Consider the following 18,950-nt stretch of genomic DNA (forward strand, 5'->3'; position numbering starts at 1 on the left):
AGATGAATAACATTGAAACGTATTATCCCGTTACTCCTTTGCAGCAGGGCCTCATTTTTCACAGTTTGCTGGAGCCGGAGTCCGGAGCCTACATCGTACAGATGGGGTTGAAGCTGCAAGGTCCTCTGAATATTCCGCTGTTTGAACAAGCGTGGCAGTGCCTCGTTGACAGGCACGCGATTTTTCGCACCAGATTCGTTGGCGGAAAAGTAAAAGAATACGTCCAGGTCGTCTTGAAGGATCTGAAAATTTCCCTGGTCGAACACGATCTTATTCATCTTTCTTCCTCTGAACAAGAAGCGTTTCTGCACCATTTTGCCAAAGAAGACCGCAAACGCGGTTTCGATATCGAGCAAGCGCCGTTGATGCGGCTGAATGTGTTTCATTTGAACAGCGAAACGGTTCATTTTTTGTGGACATTGCACCATGTATTGATCGACGGATGGAGTATGCCGCTTGTTTTCGGGGAAGTGTTTGCGGCGTACGAGATGCTCAGCAAAGGGCAGCCGCTGAGCCTCCCTCCGGTCAGAGCTTACCGCGATTACATTGTCTGGCTGAAAAAGCAGGATTTGCAGCAGGCGGAAGCGTTTTGGCGCACGTATATGCAAGGTTTTACCGAAGCCACGCCGCTTTCGTTCGGACGAGCCTACAAAAATCCGTACCTCGATCAAAAACAGTATCGGGAGCTGGATTTGACCGTCAGCGAGCAAACTTCCAAAGCGCTGCAAACATTGGCTCGCCAGCACCGCCTGACGGTCAATACGATCGTGCAAGGCGCGTGGGCGCTGTTGTTGAATCGCTACAGCGGCCAGGATGACATCGTATTTGGAGCCACCGTTTCGGGACGCCCGGCTGACTTGCCCGGAGTCGAGACGATGATCGGCTTGTTTATCAATACATTGCCAGTCCGCGTGCAAGTCAACGCGGAGGAAAGCGTCATCAACTGGCTCAAAACGCTGCAACAGCAGCAAGCGGATTTTCGCCAATATGAATACACCCCGCTTGTGGAAATCCAGGGGTGGAGCGACGTCCCGCGCGGCCAGTCTTTGTTCGAAAGCATTCTCGTTTTTGAAAACATGCCTGTCGGAAAATCGGGAGGCGGGGAAAGCGCCATCTCGATTGTGGACGTCTATTCCGAGGAGCAGACCAACTATCCGTTTACGCTGGTTGCAGCTTCAGGCAAAACGATCGACATCAAAGTCAAATTCGATGAAAGCCAGTTTGAGCTTGCGGCGATTGAGCGGGTAGTCGACCAGCTTCATTCGCTCTTGAGCTCGATTGCCAAAAACGCGAAGCAGCGGATTGGCGATCTGTCCCTGATCAGCGAGAGCGAGCGGCAACAAGTTTTGGTCGAGTGGAACCAGACGGCAGAGGATTACCCGAGCGGGCTTTGCATTCACCAAGCTTTTGAACAGCAAGCAGAAAAGACGCCCGATGCAGTAGCGGTCGCCTATAAAAACAGAGAGCTGACCTACGCGCAGCTGAACGAGCGGGCAAACCAACTGGCGCATCGGCTTATCCGCAAAGGGGTCAAACCGGATACGCTCGTCGGCATTTGCCTGGAACGTTCCCCGGAAATGATTATCGGAATACTCGGGGTCATGAAAGCGGGAGCCGCCTACGTGCCGATTGACCCGGCCCATCCGCAGGAACGCATCGCCTATATGGTTGCCGACTCACAAGCGAGCGCATTGCTGACCCAGCAGTCGCTGCTGGAGATTTTGCCAGTGACAGCCGCACACGTGATTTGCCTCGACAGCGATCTTTTGGCGGATGAACCTGTTGACAACGCGTCTTCCGAGGTGACGGAGCAAAACCTTGCTTACGTGATCTACACGTCCGGCTCTACCGGATTGCCAAAAGGGGTCATGATCGAGCACCACAGCGCGATCAATTTGGCTTATGCGCTGATCGACGCTTTTGACATTCAGCCGACCAGCCGCGTTTTGCAATTCACCTCGTTCAGCTTTGACGTGTCAGTTTCCGAAGTTGTAATGGCTCTGCTCGCGGGTGCGACACTTGTCATCGAGGATCGGGAGTCGCTTTTGCCAGGCCCTGAACTAATTCAGGTTTTGCAAGAGCAACGCATTACAACCGTCTCCATGGTGTCTTCCGTTCTGGCGGCTTTGCCTGATGCTGATCTGCCTGACCTGCACACCTTGATTGTCGGCGGAGAAGCGCCGAGCCGCGAGCTTGTGGCACGCTATGCGCCAGGCCGTCAGTTTTTCAATTGCTACGGGCCGACAGAAGCAACCGTTTGCTCCACGATGATGCTCTGCCAGGCCGGGATGAACAACCCGCCGATTGGCCGCCCGATTGCCAACGCAACCGTGTACGTGTTGGATGCCAACCTCAATCCCGTTCCCGTCGGCGTGCCAGGGGAGCTGTACATCGGAGGCAAAGGCTTGGCTCGCGGCTACTGGAACCGCCCCGAGCTTACAGCCGAGAGCTTTATCCCGCATCCTTTTGGCACGGCAGGCGAGCGGCTTTACCGGACAGGCGATCTCGTTCGCTATCGGCAAGACGGCAATCTCGAATTTTTGGGTCGCATCGACCATCAAGTGAAAATTCGCGGCTACCGCATCGAATTGGGCGAGATTGAAAATGCAATCCGGCAGCACCCTGCCGTACAGGAGGCTGTCGTCATCGCCCGCGAAGAAAAAGCGGGAGACAAGCGTCTGGCCGCCTATCTGGTGGCAGCGGGAAAAGCACAGCCGCCCGCAGAGGAGATCGCGCTTTTTCTGAAAGAGACGCTGCCTGAATACATGGTTCCGGCTGGTGTTGTTTGGCTCGATGCCATTCCGCTCACCGTCAACGGAAAAGTAGATCGTCGCGCGCTGCCCGTCCCGGATTGGGGCCAGCTTTCCACGAAGCGGGAGTATGTGGCGCCGCGCACGCCTACAGAGGAAATGGTAGCCAACATCTGGTCGCAAGTGCTTTCGGTAGAGCGGGTCGGCAGCTTCGACGACTTTTTCGAGCTTGGCGGGCATTCGCTGTTGGCTACGCAAACCGTTTCCCGTCTGAAAGAAGCGTTTGGCGTCGATTTGCCGCTGCGTGTGCTGTTTGAATGCTCGACAGTGAACAAGCTGAGCGAATGGATCGCGGCTGCTGGCGAAGACAAATCTGGGCTGTCGCGCATCCCGCTCGTTCCCGTTTCCCGCGATCGGCATTTGCCGCTTTCTTTTGCCCAACAGCGCTTGTGGTTCTTTGATCGGTTGATGCCAAACAGTGCGCTCTACAACATCCCGACAGCCGTACGCTTGCAAGGGGAGCTGGATATGGACGCTCTGGAGCAAAGCTTGCAGACGATCATCCAGCGTCACGAAAGCTTGCGCACGACGTTCACGGACCATAACGGAGAAGCCGTGTCGGTGATTCACCCCGAGATCGACTGGAAGCTGGAACGGATCGATCTGCGCGAACGGTCGGAGGAAATGCGCAATGAAGCAGGACTGCGCTTGGCGAAAGAGGAGGCGAACAGACCGTTTGACCTCGTCACAGGCCCGCTCATGCGCGCGACGATCATCCAGACAGACGAGCGTGATTTCATCTTCCTGTTAAATGTGCATCACATCATCGCCGATGGCTGGTCGGCAGGCATTTTGATCCGTGAATTGTTCCATTGCTATCAGGCGTTTGCCAAGGCGGAAGCTCCGCAACTGGCTGAATTGCCGATTCAATACGCCGATTATGCTTACTGGCAGCGCGAATGGCTCACAAGCGATGTTTTGGACGAGCAACTGTCGTACTGGCGGGCGAAGCTTGGGGGAGCAGAACCGCTGCTTGCCTTGCCGACAGATCGTCCTCGTCCCGCTGTGCAGTCTTATGCAGGCAGCAGCATCTCGTTGCTGTTCGATGACGAGCTGAGAGCGAATCTCCTTGCCTTGAGCAAAAGGGAAGGAACGACGCTGTTCATGACGCTGCTCGCAGCCTTCCAAGTGTTCCTGTACCGCTATACAGGCCAGGACGACATTCTCGTCGGCACGCCGGAAGCGGGCCGCAGTCGCCAGGAGACAGAAGGATTGATCGGCTTTTTCATCAACACACTCGTCATGCGAACCGACTTGTCAGGCGAGCCGAGCTTCAAAGAAGTGCTTGCCCGCGTGCGGGAGACGGCTTTGGGCGCGTATGCCCATCAAGACTTGCCTTTTGAAAAGCTGGTCGACGAGTTGAACGTGGAGCGCAGCCTGAGCTACTCGCCGCTGTTCCAGGTGATGTTTGTCCTGCAAAACATTCCGGTTCAGGCAGACGCGCTGGATGGAATCCGCATTTTGCCGCTGGAAGGCAGCCAGCAGGTGGAGACGACCAAGTTCGATCTCACCTTGACGATGGCAGAAGCGGCAAACGGTTTGGCGGCGACGTTCGAGTACAACACGGCGCTGTTTGAGCGAAATACGGTGGAGCGGATGATCGGGCACTTTAGCTCGTTGCTGAAAGCCGTTGCTGCCAACGCGAACCAAGCGATCACTGCTTTGCCGCTGATGAGCGAAGTGGAGGAGCAGCAACTGGTTCTGGAATGGAACGATACGGCTGTGGCCTACTCCACGGAGCAGCTTGTCCATGAGCTGGTGGCACAAGTGGCCCGCGATATGCCAGACCAGCCTGCTGTCGTCACGCGTGATCAACTCCTGACGTACGGACAACTGGAAGCCAAAGCGAACCAGTTGGCGCACTATTTGCAAAAGCAAGGCGTGGGTCGAGGCAGTCTGGTCGGCATTTGCGTCGAGCGTTCTGTCGAGATGGTCATCGGGCAGCTGGCGATCATGAAAGCGGGCGCTGCCTACATCCCGATGGACCCGGCGTATCCGAAAGAGCGTCTCGCCTTCATGATGCACGATGCGAGCATGGCGATTGTGCTTACGCAAGCAAAACTCAGGCAAAAACTGCCCGCAGACACGAGTCGGCTGATTTGCCTGGACGCCGATTGGGAGACGATTGCGCAAGAGCCTACAGCAGCTCTGGTCAACACAACTGCCGCAAGCGACCTGGCCTACGTCATCTACACATCCGGTTCGACAGGCACGCCAAAAGGAGTCGAGATCGAGCACGCCGCTCTCTTGAATCTGATTTTCTGGCATCAGCGGGCGTATGACGTCACGGCGACAGACCGGGCATCGCAAATTGCCGGGACAGCTTTTGACGCATCCGTCTGGGAAATTTGGCCTTATGTAACAAAAGGAGCCACCTTGTATTTGCCGGAGGAAGAAATCCGGCTTGTCCCGGAAAAACTGCGTGACTGGCTCGTCGCTTCGAACATTACCGTAAGCTTTTTGCCGACGCCGCTGACGGAGAGCATGCTCGCTTTGGAGTGGCCGGGCGATACTGCGCTTCGCTACATGCTGACAGGCGGAGATAAGCTGCATCACTACCCGTCAGAGAAGATTCCGTTCACTCTCGTAAACCAATACGGCCCTACTGAAAATACGGTCGTGGCGACGGCGGGCATCGTTCCGAAAGAAGCAGGGCAAACGGCCGCTCCCACGATTGGCCGTCCGATCGACAACGTTCAGGTGTACATTCTCGATGCCCATAGGCAGCCTGTTCCTGTAGGCGTTTCCGGTGAACTGTACATCGGCGGAAGTTCCCTTGCGCGCGGTTACCTGAATCGTCCCGATTTGACGCAAGAGCGCTTTGTCGCTCATCCATTCACGGAGAAAGCAGGGGCACGTCTCTATCGCACAGGGGATTTGGTGCGCTCCTTGCCGGACGGCAGTATCGAGTTCATCGGTCGTGCCGACGATCAGACGAGCATTCGCGGATTCCGTGTGGAGCTGGGAGAAGTGGAGACGGCAATTGTTGCCTTGCCAGCGGTAAAAGAAGCGGTCGTCACCGTTTGCACCGACAAGCAAGGAACGAAGCGCCTGGCTGCCTACCTCGTTTTGGAGGAAGGGGCGGCGCTTGCGACAGGCGACATTCGCAAAGCGCTCAAGGAAACATTGCCGGATTACATGGTTCCGGCATTTTTCACCCAGCTGGCGTACTTGCCGCTCACGCCAAACGGCAAGGTAGACCGTAAAAATTTGCCCGCGCCGGATTTCCAACGTCCGGAGCTGGAAGGAGAGTTCGTCTCGCCTTCGACAGAAAAAGAACGGCGCTTGGCGGCCATCTGGAAAGACGTGCTCGGGATCGAACAAATCGGGATACACGACAATTTCTTCGAGCTGGGCGGCGACTCGATTCTCAGCATCCAGATCGTGTCCCGCGCGAATCAGGCAGGGTTGTCGCTTGCGCCGAAGCAGCTGTTCGAATACCAGACGATCGCGGAACTGGCGGAGATCGTGGAGGAAAAAGCAGCGGTGCAAGCGGAACAAGGAGCCGTCACAGGCGAGCTGCCGCTTTTGCCGATCCAGAAGTGGTTCTTCCGGCTTCCTTTGGCAAACCGCGATCATTGGAACCAGTCCGTGCTGCTTTCCATTCAGGCTGGCATCGATCCTGCGGCGCTGAAACAAGCGGTCGGACAGCTCATGTTCCAGCACGATGCTTTCCGCATGCGCTATACACAAAGCGAAAGCGGCTGGCTGCAAGCGATGGATGCGCCAAGCGAGACGATTCCGTTTCGCGTGGAAGATTTGTCCCAGCTGGCACCAGAGGAACAATCCAGTGCCATCGAAGCGATTGCCAACGAGACACAGACGCAACTGAGTTTGCGTGCCGGGCAAGTCGTGCAAACCATCTACTTCCATCTCGGAAAAGAGGTGCCGGGCCGCCTCCTGATCGTCGCCCATCACCTGGTTGTAGACGGCGTGTCGTGGCGGATTATCCTCGAAGACTTGCAGCATGCCTACCAGCAAATCGCCGCAGGTCAAGAGGTGAAGCTGCCAGCGAAAACTACGTCCTACAAAGAGTGGGCGCAAGAACTGGAGCGCTACGCGCATTCCGAAGCGTTCAAGCATGAAAAAAGCTATTGGCTGTCCAAGTCCTCCGTCCATTCGACTGAACTGCCCGCAGACATGCCAGATAGTGCGGAAAATACGGAAGCGACAGTCAAGTCCGTTCATTTTTCCTTGACCGTCGAAGAGACGAAAGCACTTTTGCAGCAGGTGCCGCAAGCGTACCGTACCCAGATCAACGACGTCTTGCTGGCCGCTTTGGCCAAGGCGCTCGGTCAGTGGACGGGCAAACGTTCGGTGTTCGTCAACGTCGAAGGACACGGACGCGAAGAGCTGGCGGAACATCTGGATTTGTCCCGCACCGTCGGCTGGTTCACCAGCATGTATCCGGTACACCTGCAATGGGACGAGACATTTTCGGTGAGACGGGCGCTTTTGACAACGAAAGAAGAACTGCGCGCCATCCCGAACAAAGGACTTGGCTACGGCGTGCTCCGCTACCTCCATGCGGAACAGGAGATCGTCGATGCCATATCCCGCATACAAGCCGACGTATTGTTCAACTACATGGGCAAAATTGATCAGATCGTCGGCAGCGATTCCTTGTTTGGCTCGGCACCTGAGTCCAGCGGAGCGAATCTTTGCCCGAGCGCGCAAAGGCATCACCTGCTCGACGTAAACAGCGTAGTAGCAGGGGAACAGCTCCACGTGACTTGGCGGTACAGCGAGAAGCTTCAGCGAGAGAGTACGATTGCGGCAGTAGCGGAGAGCTTCATGGCTGCCTTGCGCGAGATTGTCGCCCATTGCACACTGCCGGAAGCAGGAGGGTACTCCCCGTCCGACTTCCCGTTGGCTGTACTGGAGCAAAAGCAGATCGACAAACACATCGGTTTCGACCGGCAAATCGAGGATGTGTACACGTTGTCTCCGCTTCAGCAAGGGATGCTGTTCCATTCCTTGTACAACCAGGACAGCGGCGATTACGTCGTGCAATTTGCGGTCACGTTCCAAAATCTGGACGTGTCTGTCCTGGAAAAAGCGTGGCAAAACGTGCTGGATCGCCACTCCATTTTGCGGACGCACTTCGTTTGGGAAGGACTGAGCGAGCCGCACCAGGTCGTGCGAAAAGACGTAAAAGTCACGCTCACCAAGGAAGACTGGCGCCACCTGCAAGCAGATGTGCAGGACGAGATGCTGGCAGCTTTTCTGGAAGAAGACCGCAGACGCAGCTTCGATATTGCGCAAGCGCCATTGTCTCGCTGGGTCGTCTTCCAGACCAAAGACGAGGAGTATCGCTTCGTCTGGAGCTTCCATCACGTTTTGCTTGACGGTTGGAGCGTTCCGATCGTGTTGAACGAACTGCTTGCCCACTATGCTGCAATCAGCGAGGGGCGAGAAGGAAAGCTTGTGCCTTCGCAGCCGTTCTCCCAGTACATTGCCTGGCTGAAGCGCCAGGATAGGGAAAAAGCGAAGCCATTCTGGACAGATCAGCTAAAAGGCTTCCACGAGCCGACTTCTTTGGGAATGGGCAAAAATGTTGCCGCTTCGCAGCAGAAGCAGTACAAGGAGCAAAGCGTCCTTTTGTCAGAGGAAGCGACCGAGCATTTGCAAAGCTTCACGCGCGAGCATCAGCTGACGCTCAATACACTCGTGCAAGGGGCATGGGGCTGGATTTTGGGAAGCTACAGTGGGGAAGAGGAAGTGCTTTTCGGGGCGACAGGTTCAGGGCGTCCGGCTGACCTTCCCGGTGTCGAGACGATGGTCGGTTCGTTCATCAATACGCTGCCTGTGCGGGTTCCGTTGCAGACAGATGCGACCTTGCTTGCCTGGCTGAAAGACTTGCAGCGACGACAGTTGGAAATTCGCGAGTACGAATACACGCCGCTGTTCGACATCCAGGGCTGGAGTGAACTGCCGCGCGGGTCTGCGCTGTTTGAATCGATTCTCGTGTTTGAGAACTATCCGACTGTGCAAGCAGCCAAAAAAGGCGAAGACGAGGCTGCATCTGCGACATCCGGCGTTTCTCTGGAAATTCACGATGTAGCGGCAGTCGAGCAAACGAACTATCCGCTGACGTTGGTCGCAGCGCCAGGCAAACAAGTGGCGTTCAAGTTGAAGTATGACCAGGATCGCTTCGATGACGCCATGATCGAGCGCGTGTTGAACCAGATGACCCGTCTGATGGTCTATATGAGCAAATCGCCGGAGCTGCGTCTGAATGACGTCGCGTTGATGGATGAAGACGAGCGCAAGCAGGTACTGATCGACTGGAACCGCACGGAAAAAGAGTATCCGCGCGAGCTTTGCCTCCATCACGCCTTTGAACAGCAAGCGGCGAAAACGCCCGAAAACATTGCGCTTGAATACAAAGAGCAAAGCTTGAGCTACGCCGGACTGAACGAGCGAGCAAACCAGCTGGCTCATCTGCTGATTGCCCAAGGCGTTAAGCCTGACACGACTGTAGCGATTTGCGTGGAGCGCTCCATGGAAATGATCATCGGCATTCTCGGCGTGCTGAAAGCGGGAGCTGCCTATGTCCCGATTGATCCTGCGCATCCCGAAGAACGGATCGCCTACATGCTGGATGACTCGCAAGCGGTCGTCGTGCTGACCCAAGCGGGACTTGCGGACAAGTTCACGCAAGCGGCAGCTCCGGTCATTTGCCTGGGCGAGAAGCTGTTCGCGGATCGTGCGCATGTAGACGTGGACAACATTCAGACGGATGTTGCGTCCACGAATCTCGCTTATGTCATCTACACATCAGGTACGACCGGGCTGCCAAAAGGGGTAGCTGTCGAGCATCGCAGTGCGATGAACATGGTGCAGGCGTACATCGCCTATTTCGGATTGGACGAATCCAGTCGCGTCCTGCAATTCACCTCATTCAGCTTCGACGTCTCCGTTTCGGAAATTTGGCAGGCGCTGCTTTCAGGCGGGACGCTAGTCATTGAAGATCGCGAGTCGCTGTTGCCAGGGCCGGACCTCGTCCGCACGTTGCGCGAGCGCCGCATCAGCAAAGTATCGATGGCATCCTCCTTGCTGGCTTCGCTACCTGTGGCGGAATACCCGGATCTCGCCGTGCTGGAAGTAGGGGGAGATGCTTGCAGCCGCGAACTGGTTGCCCGTTATGCAACAGGACGAAAATTTTTCAACTGCTACGGCCCGACCGAAGCGACGGTCGGTACCGTGATCAAACAGTTGACGCTTGACGACGATACCCCGACAATCGGCCGCCCGTTCCCGAACACCAAGCTGTACGTGCTGGATCAAAACCGCAAGCCCGTTCCTGTCGGCGTACCGGGAGAGCTGTACATCGGCGGCGAGTGCCTGGCGCGCGGATATTGGAACCGCCCCGAGCTTACAGCGGAGCGTTTTGTCGCCAATCCATTCGGACAACCGGGCGAACGGCTTTACCGGACTGGCGACCTCGTGCGCTACCTGCCGGATGGCAACGTCGACTACCTCGGCCGTTTCGACGATCAGGTAAAAATTCGCGGCTATCGCATCGAGCTGGGCGAAATCGCAGAGGCGCTCAGACAGCACGCAGCGATCCGTGAAGCAGTCGTGCTTGCGCGAGAAGTGCGACCGGGTGACAAGCGTTTGGCTGCCTATTTGACCAGCGCCGCCGAGCAAGAATTGTCCGTGGACGAGATCAAGCAATGGCTCAAGGAAAAGCTGCCAGACTACATGGTTCCGGCGAGCTACACGTGGCTTCCGGCCATTCCGCTGAACGTGAACGGAAAGGTCGATCGCAAAGCGTTGCCAGCTCCTGATTGGGGGCAAATCACGGCTGCGTACGTCGCTCCGCGCAACCCGCTGGAAGAAATGATCGCCAACGTCTTCGCAGAAGTGCTCGCCGTGGAAAAAGTCGGGATCGACGACAACTTTTTCGAGCTGGGCGGTCACTCCTTGCTTGCGACGCAGACGGTTTCTCGCCTGCGGGAAATCGTTGGCGTGGAATTGCAGCTGCGCACGTTGTTTGAACATCCGACAGTCGCCGGGCTTGGCGAACAGCTGGAGCTGCTCACGAAGCAGTCATCCCGCAAGCTCGCGCCACCGATTGGAAAAGTATCCCGCAAGGAGCCGCTGCCTTTGTCCTTTACGCAGCAGCGCTTGTGGTTCCTGGAGCAATTTACGCAAAACAGCTCGATCAACAACATTCCGTCTTTCCTGCGCATCCAGGGCGAGCTCGACGTGGCCGCTTGGGAAGCGAGCTTTTCCGCGATCATTTTGCGCCACGAAAGCTTGCGAACCAGCTTCGAAGTTCGGGACGGCCGACCTGTGCAGGTCATTCAGCCGCATGGCGATTGGGCAATGACCCGGATCGATCTGCGTGCGCTGGAGCCTGCCGAACGGGAAGCGGAAATCAAGCGCCTGGCAGAACAGGCGATTGTCCAGCCATTTGACTTGACCAAAGGGCTGCTGCTCCGGGCGAGTCTGGTTCAGCTCGATGCCAACGACTTCGTTTTCCTGTTCGTCATGCACCACATTGCGTCAGACGGATGGTCGATGGGAATTTTGCTGAGTGAGCTTATGACCAACTACAAGGCTTTTCGTCAGGGAGAAGCGTCACCGCTTGGGGAATTGCCGATCCAGTACGCGGATTTCGCCGTCTGGCAACGGGAATGGCTGAGCGGAGAAGTTCTCGCTGAACAGCTCGGCTACTGGCGAGAAAAATTGAAGGGCAGCGAGCCGCTTTTGCAACTGCCGACAGACCGCCCGCGCCCGCCCGTCCAGACGTATGAAGGGGAGAAAATGTCCGTCCAGTTTGGAGCGGAGCTTTTGAAACAATTGCAAAGCCTGAGCCGAAAAGAAGGGGCAACCTTGTTCATGACGCTCTTTGCCGCGTTCCAAACTTTGCTGTACCGCTACACCAACCAGGACGACATTCTCGTCGGAACGCCGATTGCCGGACGCAACAAGCAAGAGACGGAGCAGTTGATCGGCTACTTCATCAATACACTCGTCCTGCGCACGGACATGTCGGGCCACCCAAGCTTCCGCGAGCTGCTTGCGCGCGTTCGCGAAACCGCGCTGGAAGCTTATGCGCACCAGGATGTTCCGTTTGAAAAACTGCTGGACGAGCTGCAACTGGAGCGCAGCATGAGCTACTCTCCGCTGTTCCAGGTGATGTTTATTTTGCAAAACATCCCGGTACAGGCTGAACCTGCTGGCGACATTCAACTGAGCAGCTTTGACCTTGAGCTGGGCGCTGTCACCTCGAAGTTTGACATGACGGTGACGATGGTGGAAACACCGGACGGACTGCTTGCCACGCTAGAGTACAACAAGGCTCTGTTTGACAGCAGCACGATCACTCGCATGGTCGAGCACTTCCACAAGCTGATGGAAGAGATCGTAGCGAACCCGGATCAGTCGATTACGTTGCTTCCGCTTATGCGCGAGGAAGAGGAGCAGTTGCTGATTACGGAATGGAACCGCACGGAAGTACCGTATTCGCGGGAAAAATGCGTCCATGAAATGATCGAGGAAATGGTGAGCAAAGCACCGGACAGCATCGCCCTGATCGTGGGTGAGCAGCGCGTAACGTACGGCGAGTTGAACAGGCAGGCGAACCAACTGGCGCATTATTTGCGCAAGCAGGGAGTTGGCCCGGAAGTGCTCGTCGGCATATGCGCAGAGCGGACGGTCGAAATGATGATCGGACTTTTGGCGATCCTCAAGGCTGGCGGCGCTTATGTGCCCATCGATCCGGCGTATCCGGCAGAGCGGATTGCCTACATCATCGGGCATTCGCAAATTCCGGTTCTGCTTACGCAAGAACATCTGCTGCCGACGCTGCCTGAGCACCAGGCGAAAGTGATTTGCCTGGATCGCGATTGGGCAACGGTAGCGGTTGAGTCCGAGGAAAATCCAGGCAAGCTTGCGACCTCCGACAATTTGATCTACGTCATTTACACATCAGGCTCTACCGGCAATCCAAAAGGGGTGGCACTGGAACACCGCAGCGTTATTTACTTCCTCTCTTGGGCGCATGACACTTATACGCCTGAGGAGATGAGCGGCGTCCTGTTCTCCACATCGATCTGCTTCGACTTGTCTGTGTACGAGATGTTTGCCACCTTGACCATGGGCGGCAAAGTGATCATGGCGGAAAATGCCTTGCAACTGCCAGCCTTGCCAGCAGCCGATCAGGTGACGCTCGTCAATACAGTGCCATCGGCCGCGACAGAGCTTGTCCGCATGAAGGGCATACCGGCTTCGGTGCGTGTCATCAACTTGTGCGGCGAGCCGCTTTCCAACCGATTGGCACAAGAGCTGTACGCCTTCCCGCACGTGGAAAAAGTGTTCAATCTGTACGGGCCGACGGAGGATACCGTTTACTCCACACACGCGATCGTGACAAAAGGAGCGACGAACGAGCCGCTAATCGGCAGACCGCAGTTCAATACGCACGTCTTCGTGCTGGACAGCCACCGCAAGCCTGTGCCAGTAGGGGTGCCGGGGGAATTGTACCTCAGCGGTTCCGGCTTGGCGCGCGGCTACTTGCACCGTCCCGATCTGACCGCAGAACGTTTTGTGCAAAATCCGTTCCGCGAACCGGGAGCGAGAATGTACCGGACTGGCGACCTCGTGCGCTACTTGCCGGACGGAAATCTCCAGTTTGTCGGCCGCGTCGATTACCAGGTGAAAATCCGCGGCTACCGCATCGAGCTGGGCGAAATCGAGTCCGTGCTGAACCGCTTCCCGGGCGTCAAAGAGGTCGTGCTGCTCGCCCGTGAAGATCGGGAAGGCGACAAGTGCCTGGTTGCGTACATCGTGTTCGAGGCCGATTGCACAAGCAAGATTCACGATCTGAATCACTTTTTGGCCGACAAGCTGCCAGCGTACATGATTCCGCAGCATTACATGATTTTGGACAGCTTGCCGAAGACGCCAAACGGCAAACTGGACCGCAAAGCGCTGCCGAAGCCGGAATACGACCGCTCGGAAGCAGGAGTCGAATACGTCGCGCCGCAAACGCCAGTGGAAATCATGCTGCACGCGCATTGGGCTGCGGTGCTGGAAATGGAAACGATCGGCGTGCACGACAATTTCTTTGAGATCGGCGGACACTCGCTGCTCGCTACGCAACTGATTTTTAAAGTGCGCGAAGAGCTGCAACTGGAAGTGCCGTTGCGCATCTTGTTTGAGACGCCGACGATCGCGGGGATGGCCAAGACGATCGAGGAAATTATCAAACACGGTTTGACGTCCGTTTCCCAGGAGATCGACGCCAAAGGTCTTCAGGATGAAGTCGCGCTCGATCCGGCGATTTTGGCCGAACAGCCGTACGAAGGCGACCCGAGCCAGTTCCAGGCGGCGTTATTGACAGGAGCTACAGGCTTCCTCGGAGCCTTCCTGCTGCGCGACCTGTTGCAGATGACAGATGCAGACATTTACTGCCTCGTTCGCGCTTCTGGCGAAGAAGAAGGACTGGCCCGCCTGCGCAAAACGTTGCAGCTGTACGAGCTGTGGGATGAAGCTCAGGCACACAGAATCATTCCGGTAATCGGCGATTTGGCTCAGCCGCGACTCGGGCTGTCTGCCGGGCAGTTTGACGCGCTGGCCGCAACAGTCGATGTCATCTACCACAACGGCGCCTTGGTCAACTTCGTTTATCCGTACGCCGCCTTGAAAAAGGCAAACGTCATCGGCACGGAGGAAATTATTCGCCTGGCTGCGGCCAAAAAGACCAAGCCTGTCCACTTCGTCTCGACGATTTTCACCTTTGCCTCGGAGGAAGGCGAGGAATCCGTCGCGGTTCGCGAGGAAGACATGCCGGAGAACAGCCGCATCCTCACTTCCGGCTATACGCAGAGCAAATGGGTCGCCGAGCACATCGTCAACCTGGCTCGCCAGCGCGGTATTCCGACAGCGATCTACCGTTGCGGCCGGATGACGGGCGACAGCGAAACAGGGGCATGCCAAAAAGACGACCTGATGTGGAGAATTGCCGCCGGAATCATCGATTTGGGCAAAGCTCCTGACATGAGCGGCGATTTGGACATGATGCCAGTCGATTTTGCAAGTAAAGGAATCGTTCACCTCTCCATGACCGAGCACAGCGTGAACAGCAACTTCCACCTGCTCAATCCGAACGCAACCGATTACGACGACTTGATCGCAGCCATCGAGAACAAAGGCTTTGAGCTGGAACGAGTCACGATGGACGAATGGATCGAAGCCGTGCAGGAAGACGCGAAGGACAAAGGCATGGACGCCAACTCGGCCGCACCGCTCGGCAATCTGTTCTCGGACGGTCACAGCAGCAGGGGCAGCGTCGTTTACGTCGGCAATAAAACGACTCGTCTGTTGCGCCAGGCTGACATCGAGTGCCCGGAAATCGACGAAGAAGTGTTTGCGAAAGTTCTCGATTACTTTGCCAGAACCGGTCAATTGCGTGTGACACAAAATACACGGAACTGACACAAAAACAGTCCACCCGACATCTCAATACAGGATGTTGGGTGGAAAAAAATGAAATTAATGGTAAACTTTAAATAACTATAAAATTTGGAGGTTTTATCCATGGAAGTAGATATGCAGCTCCTCGCTCCGCTGATTGGGATTCAATTGCTCCTGATGGTGATCGCCCTGATTGATCTTGTTCGCCGCGATGCAGGGAGAGTGGCGGGCGGAAAAAAATGGCCGTGGGCGCTCGGCATCATCTTTATCAATACGTTGGGGCCTATTGTGTATTTCTTTGTCGGCCGAAAAGACTAGCCCAAGAAACGAAGAAAGGGTTGACCTTCTTTGCGAGTAATCGAATGCGACGGCCTCACCAAGGAATACAAGGACCATAAAGCGCTCAAGAACGTTACTTTTTCCATCGACAATATCGGCTGCATCGGGTTCCTCGGGGGAAATGGCGCGGGGAAAACGACGACGATTCGCGTTTTGACTGGCCTGGCCGCACCGACAGCCGGAAAAGTGAAAGTGGTCGGCTACGACGTCGTAACCGAACGCAACAAAGTTACCAGTGAAGTAGGCTACTGCCCGCAAATTCCTGCCTTTTACAACTACATGACAGCAGTGGAGTGGATGCACTGGGTTGGCAAACTGTACGGATTGGACAAGCATACGATTGCGCAGCGCACGGATGAACTGCTGGAACTGTGCGGAATTAATGAAGCGCGCAATCGTCCGATCAGCGGCTACAGCGGGGGAATGAAGCAGCGTCTGGGAATTGCCCAGGCGCTGATCCACAACCCGAAGCTGCTCGTCCTCGACGAACCCGTTTCCGCTCTCGACCCCATGGGGCGGCATGACGTCTTGCTCCTGATCGAAAAGCTGAAACGGCACATGACGGTCTTCATGTCGACACACATCCTGGATGACGTCGAGAGAATCGCCGACCATATCGTGATCATCAAGGACGGCACGGTGCTTTTGTCATCCAGTCTGGAAGAGTTGCGGGCCAGCCATGTAGAGCCGTTGATCGAGTTCAAGCTGGATCAGGAGGACATCGATTTGGCGGACGTGCTGGACGGGCTTGCCTGGGTGAAAGAGTGGAGTCAGGATGGCGGCGTTTACAAGGTTTTCGCCAATGACATGCCGCAAGCCAAGGCTCGTCTGCCGCACATCGTTCTGGAATCTGGCGGGACGCTTGCGTATTATCGCCTGTCGGCATTGACCCTTCAGGATATTTTCCTCAAGGTGGTGAACAACGGATGACTTCCTACCCGATGATCCGCAAAGAATTTCATGAATTGATGAAGACCTACAAAATTCTCATCGTCCCGATCGTGTTTATCGCTTTGATGATCACGCAGCCGATCACGATGAAAATGCTGCCGGAAATTTTGGCCAATTCTACGGGACTGCCAAAAGGGACGGTCATCAATATCCCCACCCCGTCTGCTCCGGAAGTGCTCTCGACGGCGATCAGCAAATTCAGCTCGCTGGGCACGTTCGTGCTGATTCTCGTCGCGATGGGAACGATTGCCGGAGAAAAAGCGTCCGGGGTCGCCTCCATGGTATTCGTCAAGCCAGTCAGCCGGGCCAAGTATTACCTCGCCAAAGCCGTCACTTATTACGCCTTGACCGTCGGCAGCATGCTGATCGGGATCGGGATCACCGCATACTACACGCAGCTGCTTTTCGGCCAACTCGATTGGGCGCACGTGTGGCTCGGTACGCTCATTTACATACCGAACTTATTGCTTGTCGTAACGACGACAATTTGCGCCTCCAGCTTTTTCAACAACGCTGTCGGCGCTGGCGGGGCCTCGCTGCTTTTCAACATCGTGATTTTTACCGTGCCGCAGTTTCTCGGCAAGTTTTTGGACATGGTGTCACCGGGCGGACTGACAAACGCCGCGATCATGATGATCCAGGAAAACTCGACAATTGCCGAAGCCGCCATTACAGCTGTGCCGGGGCTTGCAGGCGTCTTGACGCTCAACTTCGTCTTTTTCTTCATGGGCTGGTACTTGCTGGAACGATCTGAAATCTAGGTGGGGGGCGTCGCTGTGGAACACTTTTGGCTAATCTGGGTGATCAGCGTCTTGTGCGCTCTAGGGATCATCCCGATTCAGTTCAGAACGATTCGCCAGCAAGTGCAGCTGCAAGCAGAGATGCATCCTGCCAGCAACAGCAAGGTTCCGCCAGTGCCTGTCATGGTTGCGCTGACGATGATTCAGACCTGCGTCATTCTCGCTATCGCGACTGCTGCAGGCTTGTGGCTCCTGCCTGCAACTGAGCTTCGGCTGTTTGTGCTCGACCACTGGTCGTCCGGGGCGGCGCTGCCTTTTTCCATGCAAAGCTTTTGGGCGGTGTCGCTTGGATCGGGCATCGCAGTGGGACTCGTGGTCAAATGGCTGGACCGCTTCTTTTTCCAGCCGCACATGATGGCGAAAAGAGGCAAAGAGCCGATCTCGTCGCGGCTGCTCGGTGTCCTCTCGTCTTTTTACGGAGGGTTCTGCGAAGAAGTGCTCATGCGGCTCGGCGTCATGACGGTCGTCGTATTTTTGGCACAGAAGCTCGGTCTTGCAGACACCGCCTACTGGCTGGGCATTGGGGTTGCGGCTCTCGCTTTTGCTTGCGCCCACCTCCCGGCGAATTTCATGACGTACGGAAAAGGCAAAGTCGTCACGCTGTGGACACTGCTTTTGAACGGCATCATGGGCATCCTGTTTGGCTGCCTGTTCTGGCAATACGGCTTGGAAGCTGCCATCATCAGTCATTTCAGCGCAGATATCGTGCTGCATGTGATTTTCAAAAAAAGCAGAAAGTAGGGAAGCAAATGCTCGTAGTAACAACCGAAAACATTCCAGGTTATCGCATCGTTGAAGTGAAAGGAACGACATTCGGCCTGATCGTCCGCGCGCGGGGAATCGGCGGAGACATCATGGCTGGGCTGCGTTCTGTCGTCGGCGGAGAAATCAAGGAATATACCGTTCTGTTGGAAGATGCGCGCAAACAGGCGCTCGATCGCATGATCAAAAACGCCAACGCGATGGGAGCAAACGCTGTCGTCATGTTCCGCTACGACTCGGGAAGCATGGGCAACATGGGCGAAGTCGTCGCGTACGGCACAGCGGTCGTCGTTGAAAAGGTGTAGTGGATGATTTTTTTCGTCTATTACCTCATTTTTCAGGTCGTGCTCCTGCTCGTTCTGTTGATCTTGTCGAAAATCAAGGACAAGCGGCTGCACGAAGACCATGGAGAAGAAATCCCGCCCGGATTTGAGTGGACGAACGAAGTGAATATCGACCCCGTCTCGCAGGAAAAGCGCCGCGTCTACTACAATCCGAAGACAGGGGATCGGTATTACCGGATTGAGAAGTGATGGGTTTGGATAGATTTCCGGTTGGAAAGAGCGGTCTTTTTGCAGGCTGGTTTGTTGAGGAACCCCGTGGGTAGTCGGGGTTTCTTTTTTTTATGGGTTATTTTCTACAAGTCGTTTTTGTCGAAAAAATTCTATTAATGTCGAAAAAACGACTTTTAAGTAAATTCCTGTTGAACCAAATTTTTAAAAATAATATAATTCGCCTGAATGCAACGGTAATATTTTCCTATATTTGCTTTTTTATCAATTTAAACCAACTATTGGCGAAAAGGAGTGGGAGCCATTGGACTGCTGATGCACAAGCGCAACCAACAAACCAAACCTAG

Annotated in this window: 7 protein-coding genes; all 7 read left to right on the forward strand. The window is 55.5% G+C overall.

What is annotated here, in order from left to right:
* Nucleotides 1-2 precede the first annotated feature (2 nt).
* A complete protein-coding gene (gene lgrD / locus DEP07_RS18655) occupies nt 3-15,260 on the forward strand; it encodes a linear gramicidin non-ribosomal peptide synthetase LgrD (RefSeq protein ID WP_287102871.1) in 15,258 nt (5,085 codons plus the stop codon).
* A 102-nt stretch (nt 15,261-15,362) separates the two neighbouring features.
* The gene (locus DEP07_RS18660) at nt 15,363-15,557 is read left to right on the forward strand and encodes a PLD nuclease N-terminal domain-containing protein (protein ID WP_063231004.1); all 195 of its coding nucleotides are present in this window, start codon (nt 15,363-15,365) and stop codon (nt 15,555-15,557) included.
* A 30-nt stretch (nt 15,558-15,587) separates the two neighbouring features.
* Nucleotides 15,588-16,508, forward strand: a complete 921-nt coding sequence (locus DEP07_RS18665) for an ABC transporter ATP-binding protein (protein WP_122963280.1) — start codon at nt 15,588-15,590, stop codon at nt 16,506-16,508.
* A complete protein-coding gene (locus DEP07_RS18670; RefSeq protein WP_173595973.1) occupies nt 16,505-17,290 on the forward strand; it encodes an ABC transporter permease in 786 nt (261 codons plus the stop codon). The genes DEP07_RS18665 and DEP07_RS18670 overlap by 4 nt, the downstream gene beginning before the upstream one ends.
* A 15-nt stretch (nt 17,291-17,305) precedes the next feature.
* Nucleotides 17,306-18,070, forward strand: coding sequence for a CPBP family intramembrane glutamic endopeptidase (locus DEP07_RS18675; protein ID WP_173595974.1), 765 nt, complete (start codon nt 17,306-17,308; stop codon nt 18,068-18,070).
* Between the two features lie 8 nt (nt 18,071-18,078).
* The gene (locus DEP07_RS18680; protein WP_122963277.1) at nt 18,079-18,396 is read left to right on the forward strand and encodes a heavy metal-binding domain-containing protein; all 318 of its coding nucleotides are present in this window, start codon (nt 18,079-18,081) and stop codon (nt 18,394-18,396) included.
* Nucleotides 18,397-18,399: 3 nt separating this feature from the next.
* Complete coding sequence (locus DEP07_RS18685) at nt 18,400-18,624, forward strand: hypothetical protein (protein ID WP_063230999.1); 225 nt, start codon at nt 18,400-18,402, stop codon at nt 18,622-18,624.
* Nucleotides 18,625-18,950: the final 326 nt, after the last annotated feature.

The organism is Brevibacillus sp. (assembly GCF_003521185.1).
GTDB lineage: Bacteria > Bacillota > Bacilli > Brevibacillales > Brevibacillaceae > Brevibacillus > Brevibacillus parabrevis.

Coding starts and splice junctions, on each gene's coding strand:
- lgrD (WP_287102871.1), top strand. CDS start 3: ATGAATAACATTGAAACGTATTATCCCGTTACTCCTTTGCAGCAGGGC.
- DEP07_RS18660 (WP_063231004.1), top strand. CDS start 15,363: ATGGAAGTAGATATGCAGCTCCTCGCTCCGCTGATTGGGATTCAATTG.
- DEP07_RS18670 (WP_173595973.1), top strand. CDS start 16,505: ATGACTTCCTACCCGATGATCCGCAAAGAATTTCATGAATTGATGAAG.
- DEP07_RS18680 (WP_122963277.1), top strand. CDS start 18,079: ATGCTCGTAGTAACAACCGAAAACATTCCAGGTTATCGCATCGTTGAA.
- DEP07_RS18685 (WP_063230999.1), top strand. CDS start 18,400: ATGATTTTTTTCGTCTATTACCTCATTTTTCAGGTCGTGCTCCTGCTC.